This window comes from Actinophytocola sp. (assembly GCF_049647105.1).
Classification (GTDB): Bacteria; Actinomycetota; Actinomycetes; order Mycobacteriales; family Pseudonocardiaceae; genus Actinophytocola.
The window spans coordinates 23,349-44,088 of record NZ_JBARWZ010000123.1; the positions used below are offsets into that span (position 1 = coordinate 23,349).

At 69.9% G+C, this 20,740-nt stretch carries 20 protein-coding genes; 8 read left to right on the forward strand and 12 right to left on the reverse strand.

All coding sequences use genetic code 11. The annotated features are described in order from the left end of the window. The first annotated feature begins 26 nt into the window (after positions 1-26). From WBA97_RS15255 to WBA97_RS15265, 3 genes are all read left to right on the forward strand, one after another. Positions 27-755, forward strand: coding sequence for a thymidine kinase (locus tag WBA97_RS15255; RefSeq protein ID WP_424231463.1), 729 nt, complete (start codon positions 27-29; stop codon positions 753-755). 246 nt (positions 756-1,001) lie between these two features. After that, positions 1,002-1,346 carry an RNA polymerase-binding protein RbpA gene (locus tag WBA97_RS15260; protein WP_424231464.1) on the forward strand — a complete coding sequence of 115 codons (345 nt, stop codon included), beginning with the start codon at positions 1,002-1,004 and terminating at the stop codon, positions 1,344-1,346. 263 nt (positions 1,347-1,609) lie between these two features. Further along, entirely contained in the window at positions 1,610-2,284 is a 675-nt protein-coding gene (locus WBA97_RS15265) for a chitinase (protein ID WP_424231487.1), read from the forward strand. 269 nt (positions 2,285-2,553) lie between these two features. Here WBA97_RS15265 and WBA97_RS15270 read toward each other — a convergent pair whose 3' ends face one another. The 3 genes from WBA97_RS15270 to WBA97_RS15280 form a co-directional block, all read right to left on the reverse strand. Beyond that, on the reverse strand, positions 2,554-3,303 hold the full coding sequence (locus tag WBA97_RS15270) for a polyprenol monophosphomannose synthase (RefSeq protein WP_424231465.1): 750 nt from the start codon (positions 3,301-3,303) through the stop codon (positions 2,554-2,556). Between the two features lie 52 nt (positions 3,304-3,355). Continuing rightward, positions 3,356-4,846 (reverse strand): apolipoprotein N-acyltransferase, encoded by a 1,491-nt coding sequence (gene lnt / locus WBA97_RS15275; protein WP_424231466.1) that lies wholly within the window; start codon positions 4,844-4,846, stop codon positions 3,356-3,358. A gap of 147 nt (positions 4,847-4,993) precedes the next feature. After that, positions 4,994-5,374 (reverse strand): DUF5313 family protein, encoded by a 381-nt coding sequence (locus WBA97_RS15280; protein ID WP_424231467.1) that lies wholly within the window; start codon positions 5,372-5,374, stop codon positions 4,994-4,996. A gap of 49 nt (positions 5,375-5,423) precedes the next feature. Here WBA97_RS15280 and WBA97_RS15285 point away from each other — a divergent pair, with 49 nt between their 5' ends. Beyond that, positions 5,424-5,897, forward strand: a complete 474-nt coding sequence (locus WBA97_RS15285; RefSeq protein ID WP_424231468.1) for a MarR family winged helix-turn-helix transcriptional regulator — start codon at positions 5,424-5,426, stop codon at positions 5,895-5,897. On the opposite strand, the gene WBA97_RS15290 is transcribed toward WBA97_RS15285, so the two are convergent. Together WBA97_RS15290 and WBA97_RS15295 are read right to left on the reverse strand one after the other, a co-directional pair. Then, on the reverse strand, positions 5,861-6,529 hold the full coding sequence (locus WBA97_RS15290; RefSeq protein ID WP_424231469.1) for a response regulator: 669 nt from the start codon (positions 6,527-6,529) through the stop codon (positions 5,861-5,863). The two genes, WBA97_RS15285 and WBA97_RS15290, sit on opposite strands and share 37 nt — an antisense overlap. Further along, on the reverse strand, positions 6,526-7,656 hold the full coding sequence (locus tag WBA97_RS15295) for a sensor histidine kinase (RefSeq protein WP_424231470.1): 1,131 nt from the start codon (positions 7,654-7,656) through the stop codon (positions 6,526-6,528). The genes WBA97_RS15290 and WBA97_RS15295 overlap by 4 nt, the downstream gene beginning before the upstream one ends. 121 nt (positions 7,657-7,777) lie before the next feature. Here WBA97_RS15295 and WBA97_RS15300 point away from each other — a divergent pair, with 121 nt between their 5' ends. Next, positions 7,778-8,131: a VOC family protein gene (locus WBA97_RS15300; protein WP_424231471.1), complete on the forward strand. Its 354-nt coding sequence runs from the start codon at positions 7,778-7,780 to the stop codon at positions 8,129-8,131. A gap of 246 nt (positions 8,132-8,377) precedes the next feature. Here WBA97_RS15300 and WBA97_RS15305 read toward each other — a convergent pair whose 3' ends face one another. From WBA97_RS15305 to WBA97_RS15335, 7 genes are all read right to left on the reverse strand, one after another. After that, the gene (locus WBA97_RS15305; protein WP_424231472.1) at positions 8,378-10,426 is read right to left on the reverse strand and encodes an AMP-binding protein; all 2,049 of its coding nucleotides are present in this window, start codon (positions 10,424-10,426) and stop codon (positions 8,378-8,380) included. 89 nt (positions 10,427-10,515) lie between these two features. Continuing rightward, the gene (locus WBA97_RS15310; protein ID WP_424231473.1) at positions 10,516-10,989 is read right to left on the reverse strand and encodes an N-acetyltransferase family protein; all 474 of its coding nucleotides are present in this window, start codon (positions 10,987-10,989) and stop codon (positions 10,516-10,518) included. A gap of 37 nt (positions 10,990-11,026) precedes the next feature. Further along, complete coding sequence (locus tag WBA97_RS15315) at positions 11,027-11,428, reverse strand: hotdog domain-containing protein (RefSeq protein WP_424231474.1); 402 nt, start codon at positions 11,426-11,428, stop codon at positions 11,027-11,029. Then, positions 11,425-12,189, reverse strand: coding sequence for an OAM dimerization domain-containing protein (locus WBA97_RS15320; protein ID WP_424231475.1), 765 nt, complete (start codon positions 12,187-12,189; stop codon positions 11,425-11,427). Before WBA97_RS15320 ends, WBA97_RS15315 begins: the two co-directional genes overlap by 4 nt. Then, positions 12,186-13,763: a lysine 5,6-aminomutase subunit alpha gene (locus WBA97_RS15325; protein WP_424231476.1), complete on the reverse strand. Its 1,578-nt coding sequence runs from the start codon at positions 13,761-13,763 to the stop codon at positions 12,186-12,188. Before WBA97_RS15325 ends, WBA97_RS15320 begins: the two co-directional genes overlap by 4 nt. Beyond that, a complete protein-coding gene (locus WBA97_RS15330; RefSeq protein WP_424231477.1) occupies positions 13,747-15,210 on the reverse strand; it encodes an amidohydrolase in 1,464 nt (487 codons plus the stop codon). The genes WBA97_RS15325 and WBA97_RS15330 overlap by 17 nt, the downstream gene beginning before the upstream one ends. Then, a complete protein-coding gene (locus tag WBA97_RS15335) occupies positions 15,207-16,217 on the reverse strand; it encodes an L-erythro-3,5-diaminohexanoate dehydrogenase (protein WP_424231478.1) in 1,011 nt (336 codons plus the stop codon). Before WBA97_RS15335 ends, WBA97_RS15330 begins: the two co-directional genes overlap by 4 nt. Before the next feature lie 126 nt (positions 16,218-16,343). On the opposite strand from WBA97_RS15335, the gene WBA97_RS15340 reads away from it, so the two are divergent. From WBA97_RS15340 to WBA97_RS15350, 3 genes are all read left to right on the forward strand, one after another. Further along, on the forward strand, positions 16,344-17,756 hold the full coding sequence (locus tag WBA97_RS15340) for a KamA family radical SAM protein (RefSeq protein WP_424231479.1): 1,413 nt from the start codon (positions 16,344-16,346) through the stop codon (positions 17,754-17,756). A gap of 170 nt (positions 17,757-17,926) precedes the next feature. Continuing rightward, positions 17,927-19,327 (forward strand): aminopeptidase, encoded by a 1,401-nt coding sequence (locus WBA97_RS15345; protein WP_424231480.1) that lies wholly within the window; start codon positions 17,927-17,929, stop codon positions 19,325-19,327. Between the two features lie 223 nt (positions 19,328-19,550). Continuing rightward, complete coding sequence (locus WBA97_RS15350; protein WP_424231481.1) at positions 19,551-20,597, forward strand: GDSL-type esterase/lipase family protein; 1,047 nt, start codon at positions 19,551-19,553, stop codon at positions 20,595-20,597. Positions 20,598-20,740: the final 143 nt, after the last annotated feature.

Here is a 20,740-nt window from a genome sequence, read left to right on the forward strand (position 1 = left end):
AGATAGGGTCACCTGCCGTGGAGCCCATGCCGCCTCAGCTCAGTGACCCGACCGACGCGCTCTCCTCGGTGCCCGCCGCCGGATCGCGGCGGGCCGTGCCCGTGGTGGGGCACCTGCGGTTCTACTACGGACCGATGGACTGCGGGAAGTCGACGCTCGCGTTGCAGGTCGACCACAATCAGGCCAGACAGGGTCGCAAGGGCCTCGTGCTCGTCCACCACGACCGTTCCGGCAAGCCGCAGATCACCAGCCGCATCGGCATCACCCGCCAGGCGATGGAGGTGCACGGCGAGGTCGACCTGCGCGAGCTGGTCCGCGGCCGATGGGCCGAGGGCCAGCGGGTGGACTACGTGATAGTCGACGAGGCCCAGTTCCTCACCCCCGCGCAGGTGGACCAGCTGGCGGAGCTGTCCGACGACGTGCAGGTCGACGTGTACTGCTTCGGCATCGCCACCGACTTCCGCAGCCGCCTGTTCCCCGGTTCGCGCCGGCTGTTCGAGCTCGCCGACGACCTGGAGCCGGTCCAGGTCGACGTGCTCTGCTGGTGCGGGCTGCCCGCCCGGTTCAACGCCAGGGTCGCGGACGGCGTGGTCATCCGCGCCGGCGACACAGTGCTCGTCGCGGATACGGACCGTGAATTACCGGATTCCACCCCGACAACTACCGTGCGTTATCAAGTTCTGTGTCGGCGACACTTTCGTGTGGGTGATCTCGGGCCGGCCGTCGCGGGACGAGGGCAGCTCAGCCTGGCCTGACCGGCCATCCTGGGCAACACTTACCCCCAAGTGGGCGACATCATTCGGCAACCTGACGAGTGTAGCGTCACGAACACGTTTACGGCGTACCGCTACGGTGGAAGCTATAGAAGCAGGGGTTGCCGCAGGTCACCCTGAGCGACCGGGCGCGGCGGGCGGGAACGTTTCACCGCACTCGGGCGTTGCTCTTGGTGAGCACCACCCTGGCTGCAGCTGGGAGCTCCAGCCGAACGAAAGGACGTCGCCATGGCCGACCGTGTACTCCGTGGAAGCCGACTTGGCGCGGTCAGCTACGAGACAGATCGTAACCACGACCTCGCGCCTCGGCGGACGATCCGCTACGCATGCCCGAAGGAGCACGAGTTCGAGGTTCCCTTCTCCGACGACGCCGATGTTCCCGCGATGTGGGAGTGCCGTCTGCACGGCACCGTGTCGAAGCTGATCGACGGCACCGAGCCGGAGACCAAGAAGGTCAAGCCTCCGCGCACTCACTGGGACATGCTCCTCGAACGCCGGACCATTCCCGAGCTGGAAGACCTGCTGACCGAACGGCTGCAGGAACTGAAGGTTCGCCGCAGCCGGTCCGCCTGAGCCCTCCCACACTGAATGCCACATCGGGACGCCCGATGTGGCATTCGGCGTGTTCACCGCTTCGTAGTCCTTGACGGGCATCGAGTCGTGCGGCCGCGGGCCGGGTCATTCGGCCAGGAACCCACGCTCCGGCAGGGCGACCCACCCCTTGACTGGTCTGGACCAATGCGTCATGGTGGTGACACTCCGGAATTACCCTGCATCGAGGAGTGACCATGAAGCGGCTACTGGCGACCCTGTTCGCCGTCGGGGTGGCGCTCACCATGGCGTCGTCCCAGGCGACGGCCACCCCGGGCCAGGACACGAGCGGCGCGAAACGCGCGTTCGTCGTGTCCGAGGCCCAGTTCAACCAGATGTTCCCGAACAGGAACCCCTTCTACACCTACAACGGCCTGACCACGGCGCTGGACGCGTTCCCCGCGTTCGCGGCCGCGGGCGGCGACACCATCGCGAAGCAGGAGGCGGCGGCGTTCCTCGCGAACGCGTCCCACGAGACCGGCGGTCTCGTGCACATCGTCGAGCAGAACGAGGCCAACTACCCGCACTACTGCGACTGGAGCCAGCCCTACGGCTGCCCGGCGGGGCAGGCCGCGTACTACGGCCGCGGCCCGATCCAGCTGAGCTGGAACTTCAACTACAAGGCGGCCGGTGACTACCTGGGCATCGACCTGCTCGGCAACCCGTGGCTGGTCCAGAACGACGCGGCCGTCGCGTGGAAGTCCGCGCTCTGGTACTGGATGACCCAGAACGGCCCAGGCACCATGACCCCGCACGACGCCATGGTGAACCAACGCGGTTTCGGCGAGACGATCCGCAGCATCAACGGCTCACTGGAATGCAACGGCGGCAACCCGGGCCAGGTCCAGAGCCGGGTCGACAACTACAACCGTTTCGTCGGCATCCTGGGCGTCCCAGCAGGCGGCAACCTGTACTGCTGACAACCACCTGGGGGTTCGGACCCCGCGAGTCCACGGTTCGGAACCCGCGAGTCCACGGTTCGGAACCCGCGAGTCCACGGTTCGGAACCCGCGAGTTGGGGGTTCGGAACCCGCGAGTCCACGGTTCGGAACCCGCGAGTTGGGGGTTCGGAACCCGCGAGGCTGAAGGGTCTCTTCGAGACTTTCACCGTCTCGAAGGGACCCTTCAGCGCATCACATCCGACGACGCGTCGCCCCAGCGCCAGTCCCCCGGGCGGGGACCGCGTGCGTCACTTCGAGAACAGCGACTTCACCTGGTTGCCGCGGCGGCGCAGGCCCCACTTCGTGACCCGGATCAGCGCCTCACGGATCACGTCGCTGCTCATCTTCGACACGCCGTACTCGCGTTCGGTGAAGGTGATCGGCACCTCGACGACCGTGAAGCCGGCCTCGATCGTGCGCCAGCCGAGGTCGATCTGGAAGCAGTAGCCGCGGGAGGCGACGTTGTCGATGCGGATCTTCTGCAGTGCCTCGCGGCGGTAGGCGCGGAAGCCCGCGGTCATGTCCTTGACCCTGGCACCGAGCGCCACGCGGACGTAGGTGTTGGCGCCCCACGACAGGAAGTACCTGCGTTTCGGCCAGTTCACGACCTTGCCGCCCGGCACGTACCGGGAGCCGATCGCGAGGTCGGCGTCGTCGAGCGCGTCGAGCATGCGCGGCAGGTCCTCCGGCGAGTGCGAGCCGTCGGCGTCCATCTCCACCAGCACGGCGTAGTCGCGCTCCAAGCCCCACGCGAACCCGGCGACGTAGGCGGCGCCGAGACCGTTCTTCTCGGTCCGGTGCATGACATGCACGTGCCCGTCGGACTCGGCGGACAGACGGTCGGCGATGTCGCCGGTGCCGTCCGGGCTGCCGTCGTCCACGATCAAGGCGTGCGCCTTCGGCAGTGCCGCACGCAGCCGGCTCACGATTCGCTCGATGTTGTCCCGCTCGTTGAACGTCGGGATCACCACGAGCACCGGCTCGAGCTGCTCCGCCATACGTCACCCTCCTCGCCGGCACGTCCCGCGTGCCGGTCCCTCGCTTCGTCTGTCAGTTGCTTGCTCTGGCACGCCGCCGGACCACGATCGCGACGCCGAGCGCGGCGAGTCCGGCGAACACCATGATCCACTCCGGGGCCGGGCCCAGTTGGTCGGACAGCGTAGTCGTCGACCGCAGCGGCACCGTCTCGACCAGGGCCGCGGGCGTGAACATGCCGGTCGACTGGCTCACGGAACCGTCCGGCCGGACGAACGCGCTGACCCCGCTCGTCGCCGCCACCGCCACCGCCCGCCCGTGCTCAACGGCACGCACGCGATCCATGGCGAGCTGCTGGTAGGTCATCTCCGTGTAGCCGAACGTGGCGTTGTTCGTCGGCACGGCCAGGAGGTTGGCCCCCTCGGCCGACTCCCGCACCACGCCGTCGAAGGCGACCTCGTAGCAGGTCGCGAGGCCCACCCTGGCGTCGCCCATGGCGAACACGGTCGCCTTGTCGCCCGGCACGAACTGCCCGGCGCGGTCGACCGCCGAGGTGAAGATCCGGAAGAACGACCGCATCGGCATGGTCTCGCCGAACGGCTGCAGCTGCCGCTTCGTGTACTGCTCGATCGGCCCGCGCTGGGGGTCCCACAGCAGCATCGTGTTGCGGGGCAGCCCGTCGTCCCCGAGCAGCACCGAGCCGACCGCGATCGGCGCGTCGATGGCCTTGGCCGCGTCGTCAATGCGGGCCCAGGCGTCCGGGTTGCGGTAGGGGTCGATGTCCGAGGAGTTCTCGGGCCAGATCACCAGGTCGACCTTGCCGGGGCCGATGTCCCTGGCGAGTTGCTCGGTTCGCGCGACGTGGTTGTCGAGCACCGCGCGGCGCTGGGCGTTGAAGTCGAGGCCCGCGCGCGGCACGTTGCCCTGGATGACCGCGACCGTCACCTCGCCGTCGTTGGCGTCCGTGCCGACCAGCGGCAACGCGCCGAACGCCGCCACGACTGGCAGCACGAACGCCAGCGCGGGCGCGACGATCCGGCGCGGCCGGCGATCGAGGATCGACGTGCGCACCAGCATGGCGAGCCCGAAGCCGGTCATGGTGACCGCGAGCCCGATCAGCGGTGTGCCCGCCACGGAGGCCAGCGGGAGGTAGATGCCGTCCGGCTGCGTGAACGCGATCCGCGCCCACGGGAACCCGCCGAACGGGAAGATCGAGCGCAGGTACTCCCCCGTGACCCACACCAGCGCCGCCCACACCGGCCAGGCCGGGAGGACACTCACCACGGCGATGCCCGCGCCCGCGAGGCCCATCAGCGCCGCCTCGAGGAGGGCCAGCGGCAGCCAGGCGACCACGCCGACGAACTCGCCGGTCCAGGCGAGCAGCGGGACGGTGAAGCCGAGACCCGCGCACAGCGTGTAGCCGAAACCGTCCCGTGCGCGGCGGCCGTAGATCACCGCGCCGAGGATGGCGAAGCCGATCGGCGCGAGCCACCACAGGGTGCGCGGCGGGCCGCTGAAGTAGATCAGCAGGCCCGCGGCGGTCGCGAGCACGACACGCAGGAGCACGTTTCGCCAGGCTGGCGAGCGTGCGTCCGTTTTGTCGGACACTGCCGGCTCATCCGGCGAGACTGCTGGTGCGACCACCCGGCAAGGGTACGGCGTCGGATCCGTGTGAAGGTCCGCGCCTGACACTCTTGGTTCCGGGGAGGCTTCCTAGCTCCGGTACTGCGCTGCGTAGCGGGCTTGTGCTGCCTCTTCCGCCTTTTCGTTGCGGGCGTCCCGGGTGGCGCGGGCGATGCCGTGCTCGTGGCCGTGTTTCGCTGCTCGCAGTTCACAGCTCTCGTCGACGTACGACAGGGAGAAGTAGACACCGACGATGGCGACCAGCAGCACCATCGCCAGCCGGAGGCCAAGCGGGCCGGGAAGCAGCAGGCAGGCGGCCGCGATCGGCGACAGCACCACCGCGCCGCGGGCCGCGTGACGCAACACCCACGTCCGCGCCGTCACGTCGTGCAGCACCCACGGCCTGAGTCGTTCGGGCAGCCTGCCACCCACCGCGTACCACAGCCACTGGAGGGGATTGGGACGTCGCATGGTTAGTACTCTAACATTTAGCACACTAACCATTAGGGGACTATGAACCATGCCACCCATCGATCTCGGCCCCGACCCGCTGGCTCTGGACCGGCAGGTCTGCTTCGCGCTGTCACTCGCCTCGCGCGGCGTCATCGCGATCTACCGGCCACTGCTGGAGCCACACGGACTGACGCACCCGCAGTACCTGGTGCTGCTCGCGCTGTGGGACCGCTCGCCCCGCACGGTCCGGGACATCGGCGAGACGCTGCGTCACGAGCCCGCGACCCTCTCCCCCATGCTCAAGCGGCTCGAGGCGCTGGGCTACCTCAGCCGCGCCCGCAGCGCCCGCGACGAACGCGCGCTGGCGGTCGACCTGACCGACAAGGGCCGGGCACTGCGCGCGGAGGCCGAGAAGATCCCGTACAAGGTCGTGGAGCGGCTCGGCATGGACCTGGCGGAACTGGAGGAGCTGCACGCGGTCCTGTCCCGCGTGCTGACCGCCACTCAGAAGACGCCGGGAGACACCAGCCCGGTCTCGTAGGCGACCATCACGGCCTGTGCCCGGTCCCGGATGCCGAGCTTGACGAAGATGCGGCTGACGTGCGTCTTCACGGTTTGCTCGGCAAGCACCAGCCGCGCCGCGATCTCCGCGTTCGACTCGCCCCGCGCCACCCGCACCAGGACCTCCCGTTCCCGGGGCGTGAGCCCGGCCAGCGACGGCGGCGTGCCCACCAGCGTGGGCTGACGCGCGAAGTGCGCGATCAGCCTGCTCGTCACCGCGGGCGCGAGCAGCGACTCCCCCGTCGCGACCACACGCACCGCCGCCACCAGCTCCTCGGGTGTCGCGTCCTTCAGCAGGAACCCGGACGCGCCGGCGCGCAGTGCCGCGTAGACGTAGTCGTCGATGTCGAACGTCGTGAGCATGAGGACTCGCGACGGGGTGTCCGCCAGGCGTTTCGTGGCCTCGACCCCGTCGAGGACCGGCATGCGGACGTCCATCAGCACCACGTCGGGTGTGGTCGCCGCGCACACGTCCAGGGCGGCCTGCCCGTCACTGGCCTGGCCGACCACGGAGATGTCGGGCTGCGCACCGAGGAGTGCCGCGAACCCGGCCCGCACCATGTCCTGGTCGTCGACCACCACCACGGTGATCGGTCTGCTCTCCTCGGTCACAGCGGCAGCTCCGCCCTCAGTCGCCAGCCGCCGTCCGGTTGGTCCACCTCGAACCGGCCACCAAGCAGCGTCACCCGTTCCCGAACGCCCACGAGCCCGTGCCCGCCTTCCTTCTCCGTGAGCGGGCCGCCATCTGCCGCCCGCTCGTTCGTCACCGCCACCTTGAGCGTCTGATCGGTGCGGGTGACGTCGACCCAGGTTCTCGCGCCGGGGGCGTGCCGGACCACGTTGGACAGGCCCTCCTGCACGATGCGGAACACCGCCAGCTGCAGCACCTGCGGCAGGTCCCCGGTGCCGGGGGCGACCGTCAGGGTCACCGGTGTTCCCGCCGCCTCGATCCGTGCCACCAGCGCGGGCAGTTCCCCGAGCGTCGGTTGCGGGGTGCGGTTCGGGTCGGCGCCGTCGTCGCGTAGCGCCGACAGCAGGCCACGTAGCTCCGATAGCGAGCCGCGGGCCAGCCGCGCGATCTCGGTGAACTCGGCGGCCGCGTCGTCGGGCAGGCCGGTCAGCCGGTAGCGGGCCGTCTCCGACTGGACGACGATCACCGACATGTGGTGTGCGACAACGTCGTGCAGCTCACGGGCGATCCGCGCACGCTCCTCCACGACCGACCGCAACTCCCGTTCCTCGGCGCTGACCTGTCGCTCCTCCGCCAGCTCCACGGCGATGCTGCGGCGGGCCCGGACGACGTCGCCGACGAGGATCCCGGCCCCGCACAGGGCCGAGGTGACCACGACCGCCGTCAGGTCGCCCCGGCCCGGCCAGATCCACAGCAGCAGGCCGAGCCCGGTCAGCACCCCCAGCATGGTGACCGAGAGCCGCCGGTGTCCCCTGGACGCGACGAGCCCGCCGAGCGCGGTGAGCGCCGCGGTGGTGGTGCCGGCCCACGGCCACGGCTCCCCGGACATCACCGGGGTCGAGACCACCGCGAGCGCGACCGCCGCCGCCAGTCCGGTCAGCCATGCCTCGAGCGGCATCCTGCGGTAGAAGAGCAGCGGCACGGCGCGGACGGCACTGAAGGCGAACGCGGCGGCCGGATCCGTGTGGTAGTGCTGGACGAGGTCGAGCGCGCCGAGCGCCACCAGCAGGGTCACGGTCGCACCGAGCCCGAGTCGGCGATAGGTCACGGCAGCCATGAGGCCCCGTTCCATGGATTCATGGGCACAACGCTATGAGCGGCGTGGCGGCCGGGCATCACACCGAGGAGCCAACCTGCGCGTAGTACCGGGGTACTACGAGAATCGCGGCATGCTCAGAATCGGATCGACTGTCCTGGGGGCTTCCGACGTGCAGCGCGCCGCACGGTTCTGGAGCCGTGCGCTCGGCTACGTGCCGCGCGACGAGATCGAGGAGACGTGGGCGGTGCTGGTGCCCTCCGACGGCGTCGGTCAGCACGTCTCGATCATGCTCAGCGAGACACCCGTCCAGGAGAAGCCGCGCGTGCACCTCGACCTCTACACCGCGACCCCGGCCGAGGAGATCGACCGGCTGCTCGGGCTCGGCGCCACCCGCGTCGACTGGCAGGACTACCCGCCCGACCCGGACTTCACGGTGCTCGCCGACCCCGAGGGCAACCGTTTCTGCGTGATCGACAAGCGGTAGCGGCTCGGGCAGATCCGATAGAAAACCGCAGACTCGCGGGTTCCGAACCGCAGACTCGCGCGTCCCGAACCGCAGACTCGCGCGTCCCGAACCGAAGACTCGCGCGTCCCGAACCGAAGACTCGCGGGTTCCGAACCGTGGACTCGCGGGTTCCGAACCGAAGACTCGCGGGTTCCGAACCGAAGACTCGCGGGTTCCGAACCGTGGACTCGCGGGTTTTGAGCCGGGGATTCGTGGGGGGTGCTGTTAGTCCATGACCAGGCGGCGGCGGACTACCTTGCCTGTTGCGTTTCTCGGTAGTGCCTGTACGAAGATCACGTCCCTTGGCACCGCGAACCTCGACAGGTGGGCGTGCACGTACTCGCGCACCACCGTCGGGCTGATCGCGGTCCCCGGTCTTGGCACCACGTACGCAGCGAACCGCTGCCCGAACTCGCGGTCGGGCACCCCGATCACGGCCGCGTCGAGGACCTGCGGCAACGTCATCAGCAGCTCCTCGACCGGCCGGGGAAAGACGTTCTCCCCACCGGAGACGATCATGTCGTCGTCCCGGCCGGACACGTACAGCCTGCCGTCCGCGTCGATGTAGCCGCGATCGCCGGTGACCATCATGTCGTCGTAGATCGCGTTGCTCCCGCCGCCCGTGTACCCCTCGAACAGCATGTCGTTGCCGACGCAGATCTGGCCGACGGCACCGGGCGCGACCGGGCGGCCGTCCGGGTCGAGGATGCCGACCCGCGTGCCGACCGGGCACCGGCCCGCGGTCGTCGGCGCGGCCTTCAGATCCTGCGGGTCGGCGATGCTCGCCCATGACACCTCGGTCGACCCGTACAGGTTGTAGAGCACGTCCCCGAACTCGGCCATGAAGTCGGTGACCAGCGACGCGGGCATCGCCGAGCCGCTGGACGCGACGATCCGCAACGACGACAAGTCGTAGCTGCGGATGACCGGGCGCGGCAGGTCGAGGATGCGCTGGAGCATGATCGGCACCGCGATCAGCGTGGTGCAGCGGTGTTCCTCGATCGCCTGCAGCGTCGCCTCGGCGTCGAACTTGCGGTGCAGCACCAACTGCGCGTGCAGCGGCATGCCGAGCTGTATCGCCGCGAGCCCCCACGTGTGGAACAGCGGCGCCGCCACCATCATCCGCTCGCCTGCCTGGAACGGGATCCGCGACAGCACGGCCGCCGCGGTACGGATGCCGTGCGGGTTGCGGCGCCGCGCGCCCTTCGGGTTGCTGGTGGTGCCGGAGGTCAGCACGATGATCTTGCCGGGCGACGACGGCGCCTTGATCCGCTCTGGCGACGCGTCCTCGATCAGCCCGTCGATCGTGAGGTCGCCCTCGTGGCCGTTGCCCCAGGTGAGGACGCGCGGCAGCGAAGCAGGCAGGTAGTGCATCAGCGAGATGAACTCCTCGTCGACGAGGAGGGCCGCCGGCCGGTGCGTCATCACCGTGTCCCGCACCTGGTTCGCCGACAGGCTCGTGTTCAGCAGCAGCACGCTCGCGCCGAGCTTCCCGCACGCGACGATCGCCTCGACCATGCCCGCGTGGTTGCGGCACATCACCGCGACCCGGCGCCCCTGCCGCACCCCGTGCTTCGCCAGCCCGTTCGCCAGGCGGGTGGTGCGCTGGTCCACCTCGGTGAAGGTCAGCGTGCCCAGCTCGTCGACGAGCGCCTGCTCCTGCGGGAAGCGCACGCAGATCGCGCGGTAGCCGCCCGCGACGGTCGCACCCCACCTCGCCAGCACGTTCAGCTGCCGCAGCAACCGGTCCGGCCGTCCCGGCGTCAGCACACCGGCCTTCGTCAGGATCCGCGCGACGGTCAGCTGCGACTGGCTCTTCGCGGTCTGGTCGATCCCCTTGCGTGAGGTGGTGATCGGGATGCCTGCGAGGTGGTGGTGGACGAGCGTGAACGCGCGAGCGGCGCGTTTCCGCAGCCAGGACGCGGTGATCGGGGTTTCCACGTTCGGCAGCGAGACGGTCAGGTGCACCTTGGTGCTCGCCCGGTCGACGGCCGCGAACCTCAGCGACACGTGCCCGCCGGGCCACTGGTCGCTGACGATCACCAGGTGCTCCTGCGGCCGGTTGACGAGGATCTCGAGCTCGTGGCGCGCCACCTGTCCCCGCTCGATGCCGAAACGTGTCTCGTACCGCCCGGCACCCGCCTCGCCGAGGTGCTCGCACCAGGCCACCTCGGCGACGAACCTCGGGTAGCCCTCGAGATCGGTCAGCAGTGACCACACCTGGTCGAGCGGGTGGTCGAGGATTTCCGTCACCTCGACGAGATCGGTCGCCATGCTCCTCCGTCCGCGGGGCGAAGGCCCAGAGCTAGTGTTACTAGCAGTATGCTCCATTCGGAGCAAGACCCGGTTCCGTGATATGGACGTTATATCGCACGCGACAGCAGTTCCGTGGCCACCCCGGGGTCACTCTCCAGCGGCGCGCGCACGCCGGTCGGCTCGAACCCCTGCCGCAGGAACAACCTCCGCGCCGCGTCGTTGCCGTCCGCGACCCGCAGCACAACCCGGGACCAGCGGTTTTCCGCTGCCCACCGCAACACGTCCGTGATCAACGAGTCGCCGACGCCGAGCCCGCGCGAACCGGGGCGCACCCACATCGACACGATCATCGGCGTGTCCTGTTCCGTTAGGTACGCACCCACCAGCCCGACGGGTGCGCCGTCCACGAGCGCCACCACCCACAGCCCGCCGCCCGCGAGGCGGCGCCGCCAGTCGTCCTCGGCGAAGCCTTCCTCGACGGCGAGCGACGAGCCGTAGGCGTGGGGCGCGTCGGCGAGCGCGGCCAGCCGGACGTCGCGCAGCAGCCGCCAATCGTCGCCGGTCAGCCGTATTGTCTCCATGCGCCGACGGTAGGACCGACCGGACGGGACCGCCTTCCTATTTCGCGGTGAGAGCCGTCGGCGGCACGACGATGGTCGCGGCCGCCCTCGTCGCCACCACCGGCGGGTCGAGCACGTCGGCGGCGGACGGACCGCGTTCCGGCGCGGCGCGGCAGAGCACCCGGGCCTCGAACGCGAGGTCGCGGGAGCGCGTGCCGACGCGGGTCACCGTCGCGGTCACCTCGACCACGTCACCGGCCTGGATGGGTGCGAGGAACTCCACGTTCGAGTACCCGGCGAGCAGGCTCTCGTCACCGTCGGTGTGGATGGCGAGATCGGTCGCCACGTCACCGAACATGGCCAGCCCGTAGGCGCCGTCCACCAGGTTGCCGCCGTAGTGCGCGTGCGCGTAGGGCACGTACCGCCGGTGCGTAACAGAGAAACCCACCTCGAGAGTCACGCCGCCACCTTCCTGTTCTCCTTCATCGCGTGTACGAGATAGCTCGCGACCTCGCCCGGCGTGGTGCCGCGGCCGAAGACCCGGTCCACCCCCAGCTGCCCGGCCATCATGGGGTCGAACCGGGGACCACCGGCGATCAGCACCGGGCGCCGGTCGCCCATGGCCTCGCGGAACGCCGCCGACATCTCCTGCGTGTTGAGGATGTGCGCGTCGCGCTGGGTGACGACCTGCGACACCAGCACCGCGTCGGCCTTCTCCGCACGGGCGCTCTTCACCAGCTCCGGCACGGTGACCTGCGCACCGAGGTTGACCACCTTCAGCTCGCGGTAGTACTCGAGGCCCTTCTCACCGGCGAAGCCCTTGATGTTGAGGATCGCGTCGATGCCGACCGTGTGCGCGTCGGTGCCGATGCAGCCGCCGACCACGACCAGCTTGCGCCGCATCATCTTCCTGACCTCGCCGTTGACCTCCGTCGGCGACAGCAGCGGGTACTCGCGCTCGACGACGGTGATCGCGTCGAGGTCCACCAGGTGGCGCACCGACCCGTAGACCACGAAGAACGTGAACTCCCCGCCGATGCCGTGCGAGTGCACGACCATGGCTGGCTCGATGCCCATCTTGTTGGCCAGCTGCATGGCCGCGCCCTCGGCCTTCGGGCCGGGCGGGATGGGCAGCGTGAACGAGGTCTGCACCATGCCGTCGCCGGTGGTGTCGCCGTACGGCCGGATGTGCTGCGCCGCGCCGCGGTTCGCCGAGCTCATTTCGTCTCCCCCGTCTCCAGCAGGTCGGCTGCCGGGTTGCGGTAGCCGTCGGCCTTCTCGATCACGCCGTCGGCGCCCTTTCCCTTGTCCGGCGGGCGTTTCATGAGTCCGAACGTGCCGTCGGCGATGGCGTCGAGCAGGCCGTCGCGGACGATCCGGTCGAGCAGGTCGACCGCCTCGCCGAGCACCTGGTGGGCACGCTTGACGATGAGCCCGCCGGGCGCAGGGCGGAAGTCCTCGCGCAGTCCCGCGGCCGCGTCGAGCACGTACCGCACGTTCTGCAGCGCGAGGTCGCGGTCGGACAGGAACGGCGTCACCACGGCCTCGGTCATCATGCCGACCAGCAGGATCGACTGTCCGGTGAGGACACCGGCGAGGTTGAAGAACCCGTCGAGCAGGTAGCCGTTGAACACGTCGCCCGTCATGTGCTTCGTGGGCGGCATCCACTTGAGCGGCGCGTCGGGGAACAGCTCCCTGGCCAGCAGCGCGTGCGCCAGTTCGAGGCGGAACGACTCGGGGACCTTCGGGTTGATCTCGAACGCGTGGCCGAGGCCGAGCAGCTCGTCCGGCAGGCCGGCCTCGTGCGCGAAGTGCTCGTTGAGCAGCTGCGACACGGTGACGGTGTGCGCGGCGTCCACGGCGTCGGCGGTGGTGAGGTAGTTGTCCTCGCCGGTGTTGATGATGATGCCGGCGCGGGCGTGGACCTGCCGGGAGAACCGCTGGTCGACGAACGTGCGGATCGGGTTGATGTCGCGGAACAGGATGCCGTACATCGAGTCGTTCAACATCATGTCGAGGCGCTGGAGGCCGCCGAGGACGGCGATCTCCGGCATGCACAGGCCCGACGCGTAGTTCGTCACGCGGATGTAGCGGCCGACCTCCTTGGACACGTCGTCCATGGCGGCACGCATGATCCGGAAGTTCTCCTGCGTGGCGTAGGTGCCCGCGAACCCGTGGTGTGTCGCGCCTTCCGGCACGTAGTCCAGGAGGGACTGCCCGGTGGAGCGGATCACCGCGATGATGTCCGCGCCCGCGCGGGCGGCGCTGGCGGCCTGCACGACGTCCTCGTCGATGTCGCCGGTCGCGACGATGAGGTAGATCCAGGGCCGTCGCGGCGGGTTGCCGTACTTGCCGACGAGCCGGTCGCGCTGGGCGCGGTTGCGGTCGACCGTGCGCAGGCCCCTGGCGATCGCGACCCGGCTCGCCTTCGCGGCACGATCGGCTTCGCGGCCTTCCGGGACGCGGTACTGGATCTGCCCGGCCGCGGTCGCCTCCGCCAAGTCGGTGAGCGAGCCGAGATCGTGTTCGCGCATGGCGTGGAAGGCGGGCAGGACGACGCCGTGCTCGAGGCCGCAGTGCTCGCGGACGGTGTCGACGACGCGGTTGACCCACGGCACGTCGCCCGCTCTGTGGGTGGAGTCCGCACCCGTGATGCCCGCGAGCCGCAGGGTCGCGCGCTCGACGGCGACCGTGGTGTGCGCTCTCGCGATGCGCACGACCGGTGCCGCGGCCCGCGCGGCGAGCTTGCGCGCGGTCGCGACGACGTCGGGATCCAGGTCAAGCAAGGGCATCATCGCACTCCGTTGCGTGTATGGTCATTCCATTGTGGACAGTGCGAAGGCAGCGCGGCGACGACGTGCGGGGATCGCCGTCCCACACCGCGAAGGTCGCGGGAGCACCGACCTCGAGGCGGCCGCCGGTCAGGCCCGCCGCGTGCCAGCCGCCCTCGGTGTGCGCGGCGAACGCCTGCTCCCACGTCAGGCCTGAACCGGGCGTGCGGTGTGCCACCGCCGCGCGGACCGTGGCCAACGGGTCGACCGTGGTGACCGGGGCGTCGGAGCCCAGCGCCAGCCGGACGCCCCGCGCGGCGAGCTTCGCGAAGGGGTTCAGCGCCGCGGCGCGATCGCCGAGCCGTTGCGCGTACATGCCATCCGGTCCGCCCCAGTACGCGTCGAACAGCGGCTGCACCGACGCGATCACACCGAGGCGCGCCAGTTCGTCGATCTGCGCGTCGGTGACCATCTCCAGGTGCTCGATGCGGTGGCCAGCGGCGACGAGCGCCCGCTCCCCGTTCACCTTCTCGGCGAGCTGGAAACCGGTCACCACCTCGGCCGCCGCCGCGTCGCCGATCACGTGGAAACCGGCCTGGCGACCGGCCTCCGTGCAGGCGACGACGTGGTCGGCGATCTGCTCGGCGCTCAGGTAACGCGCGCCGCTGGTGTGCGGGGCGTCCGTGTAGGGCGCCAGCAGCGCCGCGGTGCGGGAGCCGAACGCGCCGTCGACGAACAGGTCGCCCGCCAGTCCCTTTACACCGGGCACAGGCTCGCCGAGCGCACCCCAGTAACCGACCACCTGTGGCAGGTCACCCGACCTGGCAAGCAGGTCGGCGAGGTCGTCGGCACCGGAGATGTCCGGGCCAGCGCACTCGTGCACGCAGGCGATGCCCATCGACGCGGCGTGCCGCAAAAACGCCAGCTGGGCCGCCGTGCGCTGCTCCTGGGTGATCGACTCGCGGGCCGCGCGGCGCACGTGGTGGTGCGCGTCCTGGGCCAACGGGCCGTCGGCGGACCAGCCCGCGGCCGTCCGCGCCGCCGGCACGAGGTCGACGAGCGCCGTCGACGCCAGGGCCGAATGCACGTCGACCCGCGACAGGTACACGGCCGCCCCGGCTGCCACCGCGTCCAGCTCCGCCCGGGTCGGCGGCCGGTTCTCCGGCCAGCGGGTCTCGTCCCAGCCGTGGCCCCACAGCAATACATCCGTATCGGCACGATCGCGGACCGCGTCGAGCAGGTCGGACAACGACTCGGTGCCCGTCAGGTCCAGGCCGGTGCGCAACAGACCTGCCGACGTGGCGTGCACGTGGGCGTCCACGAACGCGGGCGTGACGAACGCACCGGCCAGGTCGACCGTGCCCGCGACCTGGCCCGGGTACTCCGTGCCGAGCCAGGTCACCTGACCTGCTTCGACGGCCATGGCGGTCGCGCCGCCCTGGACCCGCGCGTTGGTGTACAGGGTCGTCATGTCGGTGAAGTGTGCCGTTCCCGACGCTCGAACAACTCGCGGACGCCTGGCGTTTCGCGGAACAGGTCGAGCGCGAACGCCGCGTGACCGGGCACGTACCCGTTGCCGATGAGCATGCGGACGTCCGAGGCAAGCCCTTCCGCACCGAGCGCCGCCGCCGAGAACGACGTGGCCATCGAGAAGAACACGACCGTGCCGCCGTCCGAGGTGGCCAGGACCGCGCCGTGCTCGCAGCCGGGTACGTCGACGCACACGATCGTCACGTCGACCTGGTCGCCGACCGCCTCGGCCACCGCCACCGCGTTCCGCGCGTCGGCGACGACGATCTCGTCGGCGAGCCCGGCCGCCAGGACCGCGTCGGCCTCGGCCTCGGTCGGCACGAGCGCCACGAGCCGCCCAGCACCCGCCCGTCGGGCCGCGGCCAGCGACAGGCTGCCCGACTTGCCGCCACCGCCCAGTACCAATACGGATGACCCGGAACCGGCGTCACGCACGACCCGGTCGGTCAGCGCTGGTGCGCCGCACACGTCGAGGACCGACAGTGACAGCTCGTCGGGCAGGTCCGGTGGCAGCACGGCCGCGATGGAGCGCCCGAACAGCACCGCCGTCCCCCGGCACGGCACCTGCTCGCTCTCCCCCGACCAGTCGGCGAGCCCGTCCAGGCCACCATCGATCCGGAGCGGCGTGAGCGTGAGCGACACGAGCGTCGCGATCCGGTCGCCCACCTTGAGACCGAGCGGGGACTCGGGCCCGACCTCGCGGACCGTGCCGAGCAGCATCCCGCCGGAACCGGTCACGGGATTGTGCATCTTCCCGCGCTGCTCGATGATCCCGGCGACCGCGCGGCGCATGGCGTCCGGGGTCCCGTGCTCCTCCCGTAGCTGACGGTAGGAGGCCGCGTCCAGGTTCAGGCGCTCGACGTCAACCAGGATTTCATCCGGCCACGACCCAGGCTCGGTCGACAGTCGCCACGCTTGCTGCGGCAGCACGCCAGCGGGCTCGACCACCCGATGCAGTCCGTAGGGGGATGATCCGTAAGGGGATGACACGCGCAACCCTCCTTCCGTAGGATTTACGTCTGTACTACGTTCTGGCAGCATATCTTTACGTCAACCTAGCCACCAGGAGGACGGATGACGGCGCTGCACGATGCGGTCACCGCCGCCACGACGGTCTCCGACGCAGTCGAGGAGACCGGACGGCAACCGTACGAGTACGTCAGACGAGAGCTGGTCGAGCCGGACTGGCGCCGGTTCCCCGGATGGCGCCACGTCACGGACGCCCAGTGGCGCGACGCGCAGTGGCAACGTGTGCACTGCGTGAAGAACATCAAGCAGCTACGCGCGGTGATGGGCGATCTGCTGGCGGAGTCGTTCTACGAGGACCTCGCCGCGGACCAGGAGCGGCTGGCGACGATGTCGATGCTGCTGCCGCCGCAGATGCTGAACACGATGGCGCCGACCGCGACCGGTGACGACATCACCAAGGAGTTCCTCACCGACCCGGTGCGGCGCTACATGATGCCCGTCGCGAGCGATCGCGACCCGGCGTGGCCGAACCACCCGCACTCGTCGCGCGACTCCCTGCACGAGGCGGAGATGTGGGTCGTCGAGGGACTGACCCACCGGTACCCGACCAAGGTGCTGGCCGAACTGCTGTCGACGTGCCCGCAGTACTGCGGCCACTGCACGCGGATGGACCTGGTCGGCAACTCGACCCCCTCGGTGGACAAGCACAAGCTGACGCTCAAGCCGGTCGACCGCCAGGACCAGATGATCGACTACCTGAAGCGAACCCCCGGCGTCCGCGACGTGGTGGTCTCCGGCGGCGACGTGGCGAACGTGCCGTGGCACCAGCTCGAGTCGTTCCTGATGCGGCTGCTGGACATCGAGACCGTGCGGGACATCCGCCTCGCCACGAAGGCGCTCGCCGGCATGCCGCAGCACTGGCTGCAGCCCAAGGTCGTCGAGGGTCTCGAGCGGGTCGGGCGCACCGCGCACCGCCGCGGCGTCAACCTGGCGATCCACACGCACGTCAACCACGCGCAGTCGGTGACCCCGCTGGTCGCGGAGGCCGCGAGGACGGCGCTGGAAGTCGGTGTGCGCGACGTCCGCAACCAGGGCGTGCTGATGCGGGGCGTCAACGCGACCCCGGATGACCTGCTGGACCTGTGCTTCGCGCTGCAGGGCGAGGCGAACATCCTGCCGTACTACTTCTACATGTGCGACATGATCCCGAACGCCGAGCACTGGCGGGTCGCCGTATGGGAGGCGCAGTCGCTCCAGCACGCGATCATGGGCTACCTGCCCGGCTACGCGACCCCGCGCATCATCTGCGACGTGCCCTACGTGGGGAAGCGGTGGGTGCACCAGCTGGCCGAGTACGACCGCGAGCGCGGCGTCTCGTACTGGACGAAGAACTACCGCACCGGCATCGAGGGCGCCGACGCCGACGCCCTGTCCCGCCACTACCCGTACTACGACCCGATCGGCACGCTGCCAGAGTCGGGGCAGCAGTGGTGGCGGGACCACGGGGACAGCGACTGAATCTGGCCCCTTGAAGGCCTGACGGGATGCGCCCGGCGTGCGCAGGGGCGACGCCGGGCGCACGACCCGTGTCATCCGACGCCAACAGCAGTCCTTTTGGCGGCTGTGCCCGGTGCAAGGCTCGGGAACAATCCCCGCGAGGTGACCCTGCGACCCCGAGGGAGTCTCGCGTGCACAACCGAAGAAGAACGTTCGCGGCGATGGCGGCAACCCTGCTCGCCACCACCGCGATCGGCCTCACCACGACCGCGTCTGCCCATGCCGCGCCCGCCGACATCGCCGACCGGCTCGCCGCGATCCCCGGCATGACCGTCGTGTCCGAGGAGGCTCCACCCTCTCCGGGCCACCGGTTCTTCTTCCTCACGTACCGGCAGCCGGTCGATCACACCAATCCGTCCGGGCCCACGTTCGAACAGCGGCTACAGCTGCTCCACCGTGACGTGAGCCGCCCGATGATCCTGCACACCACCGGCTACGACATGCCGGAGTACGCGTTCCGCGCCGAGCCGACACAGCTCGTCGACGGCAACCAGATCTCGGTGGAGCAGCGGTTCTTCGAGCCATCGCGGCCCAACCCGGCGAAGTGGGACAAGCTCGACATCTGGCAGGCGGCGACCGACCACCACCGGATCACGCAGGCGCTGAAGGGTGTCTACGCGGCGAAGTGGCTGTCCACCGGCGCCAGCAAGGGCGGCATGACCTCGGTGTACCACCGCCGCTTCTACTCGAGGGACGTCGACGGCGTGGTCGCGTACGTCGCGCCGAGCGACCCGGACAACCGCGACGACCGGGCGTACGACGAGTTCTTCGACTCGGTCGGCAGCACGCCCGCGTGCCGCACGGCGCTGAAGGAGCTGCAGGACGAGGCGTTGTCGCGGCGCACCGACATGGTGAACCGGTACGACGCCCTCGCCGCCGAACAGGGCCTGCACTTCGACCGGGTCTTCGGGTCGACGGACAAGGCGTTCGAGATGGCGGTGCTCGACACCGAGTGGGCGTTCTGGCAGTACAACTCCGAGGCGAACTGCGACGTGCCCGGCCGGGACGCGACGAGCGACGAGATCTTCGCGTTCATCGACCAGATCGCGGGCTTCGGGTTCTACGCCGACGAGGGGATCCTGCCCTACGCGCCGTACTACTACCAGGCGGCGACCCAGCTCGGCTGGCCGCAGCCGAAGTTCCGCTACCTCGCCGACGGGCTGCACTACCCGGCGCTCTACCAGGCGAACTCCAGCCTGCCCGCCGAGCTCAAGTCGCGGCACGACGCGTGGCCGATGGCCGACGTCGACAACTGGGTCACGAAGAAGTCCAGTCAGATGCTGTTCGTGTACGGCTCCGACGACCCGTGGGGTGCGGAACCGTTCCACCCCAGCAACAAGGACTCGTTCACGTTCACCGCGCCGGGTGCCAACCACGGTGCGAACATCGCCCGCCTGAACGCGGCGGACGCTGCGGCGGCGCGGGCGACCGTGCTGCGGTGGGCCGGGGTCAGCGCGCAGACGGCGCAACAGTCAACGGCGACCGCCGCGCTCGACGCCCGCAACCCCGACCTGGAACGACGCCCGATCTAGTGCCTGTCCTTTGATCTTTGCGCGAGGGTCTTGGCCTGACCAACAGTGATTTCGGGGGAACGTGACGGCACCCAGCCACCAACCACCCGCGATCCGCAGGTGGCGCTGGGTCGATACCAGCACTTTTGATTTTCCGGGGAGGCGGACTAGCGGCCGACCCCCGCGGTAACCGGGGGTCGGCCGCGTCATGCCGCGCACGGTGGCCTCCCTACACTGGGTCCTGATGCGACCATCGGGATGGCTTGTTCTCCTTCTCGTCCTCGTCGTGGCCACGCTCGGGCTGGCCGGTGACCACCGGTTCCCGGCGCCGGAACCGTTGCGGGGACCGCCGGAGGACGCACCGACGGTGATCGTCGCCATGGGTGACAGCACGATTTCCGGTGAGGGCGCTGGCGACTACGAGCCGGGCACCGACGGGGACAAGGGCAACTGGTGCCACCGCTCCCCCCACGCGTCGATCTTCCAGGTACGGGTGCCCGGCGTGGACGCGGCCTACAACCTCGCCTGTTCCGGCGCGCCGTCCGCGCAGGTCGGGCTCGGCAAGGTCGAGCAGTACACCGAGACCTCGCAGTCCAAGCAGCTCGCGCGGATCGCCACCCGCAACCGGGTGACGGCGATCGTGGTGGCGTCCGGCGCCAACGACGACCCGTCCTTCTCCCACGTGCTCGACTCGTGCGTGCAGGCGTGGGCCGGGCGCGGGCAGCCGTGCGGCAAGCAGGTCGGCCCGGGGTGGGAGCGGCGCGTCGACCGGATGATCCCCAAGCTGACGATGGCGTTGCGGGACATCAGGACCGTGATGCGCAACGCGGGTTACGCACGCGACGACTACTCGCTGGTCGTCCAGTCGTACGCGGCGCCGGTCGGCCCGGACGTCGACCGCGACCTGCTCGACCTGTCCGGCTGCCCGTTCCTGACGCAGGACCTGAGGTGGGTGGAGGAGGACGCGGTACCGGTGCTCACCGCCGGGGTGCGCACGGCGGCACGCAACGCGGGCGCCCGGTTCCTCGACCTGTCGCGTGCCGGGACCGGACGGGAGGCGTGCTCCTCCGAGCGCGACCCGAGCAGCGAGTGGTTCCGCCGCCTAGCGGTCGAGTGGGACAACCTCGAACACGACGACCGCGCCACCCACGCGCTGCAGGAATCCTTCCACCCCAACGCGAACGGGCACAAGCAGTTCGGTCAGTGCCTGTCGGAGTTCCTCACCTCGGTCGACCGGGCGGCGTCGTGCCTCCCCGACGAGGAAGGCGACCTGCACGCAGCCGCCAGCTAGGGCGGAGCACCCCGTCGAGGTCGCACAGGATGGCGTCGACGCGGTAGTGGCGTTCGGGTGCGGTGTCGGCCATGGCCTCGATCATGCCCGGCGACGATCATCGGGGGTTCACCCGTGGTTCGTCGCGGTGCCCTACCGTGTCG

What these genes read in the sequence shown, in the direction of transcription:
- WBA97_RS15260 (WP_424231464.1), top strand. Translation starts at nt 1,002, where the DNA reads ATGGCCGACCGTGTACTCCGTGGAAGCCGACTTGGCGCGGTCAGCTAC.
- WBA97_RS15255 (WP_424231463.1), top strand. Translation starts at nt 27, where the DNA reads ATGCCGCCTCAGCTCAGTGACCCGACCGACGCGCTCTCCTCGGTGCCC.
- WBA97_RS15300 (WP_424231471.1), top strand. Translation starts at nt 7,778, where the DNA reads ATGCTCAGAATCGGATCGACTGTCCTGGGGGCTTCCGACGTGCAGCGC.
- WBA97_RS15270 (WP_424231465.1), bottom strand. Translation starts at nt 3,303, where the DNA reads ATGGCGGAGCAGCTCGAGCCGGTGCTCGTGGTGATCCCGACGTTCAAC.
- WBA97_RS15325 (WP_424231476.1), bottom strand. Translation starts at nt 13,763, where the DNA reads ATGATGCCCTTGCTTGACCTGGATCCCGACGTCGTCGCGACCGCGCGC.
- WBA97_RS15330 (WP_424231477.1), bottom strand. Translation starts at nt 15,210, where the DNA reads ATGACGACCCTGTACACCAACGCGCGGGTCCAGGGCGGCGCGACCGCC.
- WBA97_RS15350 (WP_424231481.1), top strand. Translation starts at nt 19,551, where the DNA reads ATGCGACCATCGGGATGGCTTGTTCTCCTTCTCGTCCTCGTCGTGGCC.
- WBA97_RS15340 (WP_424231479.1), top strand. Translation starts at nt 16,344, where the DNA reads ATGACGGCGCTGCACGATGCGGTCACCGCCGCCACGACGGTCTCCGAC.
- WBA97_RS15320 (WP_424231475.1), bottom strand. Translation starts at nt 12,189, where the DNA reads ATGAGCTCGGCGAACCGCGGCGCGGCGCAGCACATCCGGCCGTACGGC.
- WBA97_RS15280 (WP_424231467.1), bottom strand. Translation starts at nt 5,374, where the DNA reads ATGCGACGTCCCAATCCCCTCCAGTGGCTGTGGTACGCGGTGGGTGGC.
- WBA97_RS15305 (WP_424231472.1), bottom strand. Translation starts at nt 10,426, where the DNA reads ATGGCGACCGATCTCGTCGAGGTGACGGAAATCCTCGACCACCCGCTC.
- WBA97_RS15265 (WP_424231487.1), top strand. Translation starts at nt 1,610, where the DNA reads ATGGCGTCGTCCCAGGCGACGGCCACCCCGGGCCAGGACACGAGCGGC.
- WBA97_RS15310 (WP_424231473.1), bottom strand. Translation starts at nt 10,989, where the DNA reads ATGGAGACAATACGGCTGACCGGCGACGATTGGCGGCTGCTGCGCGAC.
- WBA97_RS15285 (WP_424231468.1), top strand. Translation starts at nt 5,424, where the DNA reads ATGCCACCCATCGATCTCGGCCCCGACCCGCTGGCTCTGGACCGGCAG.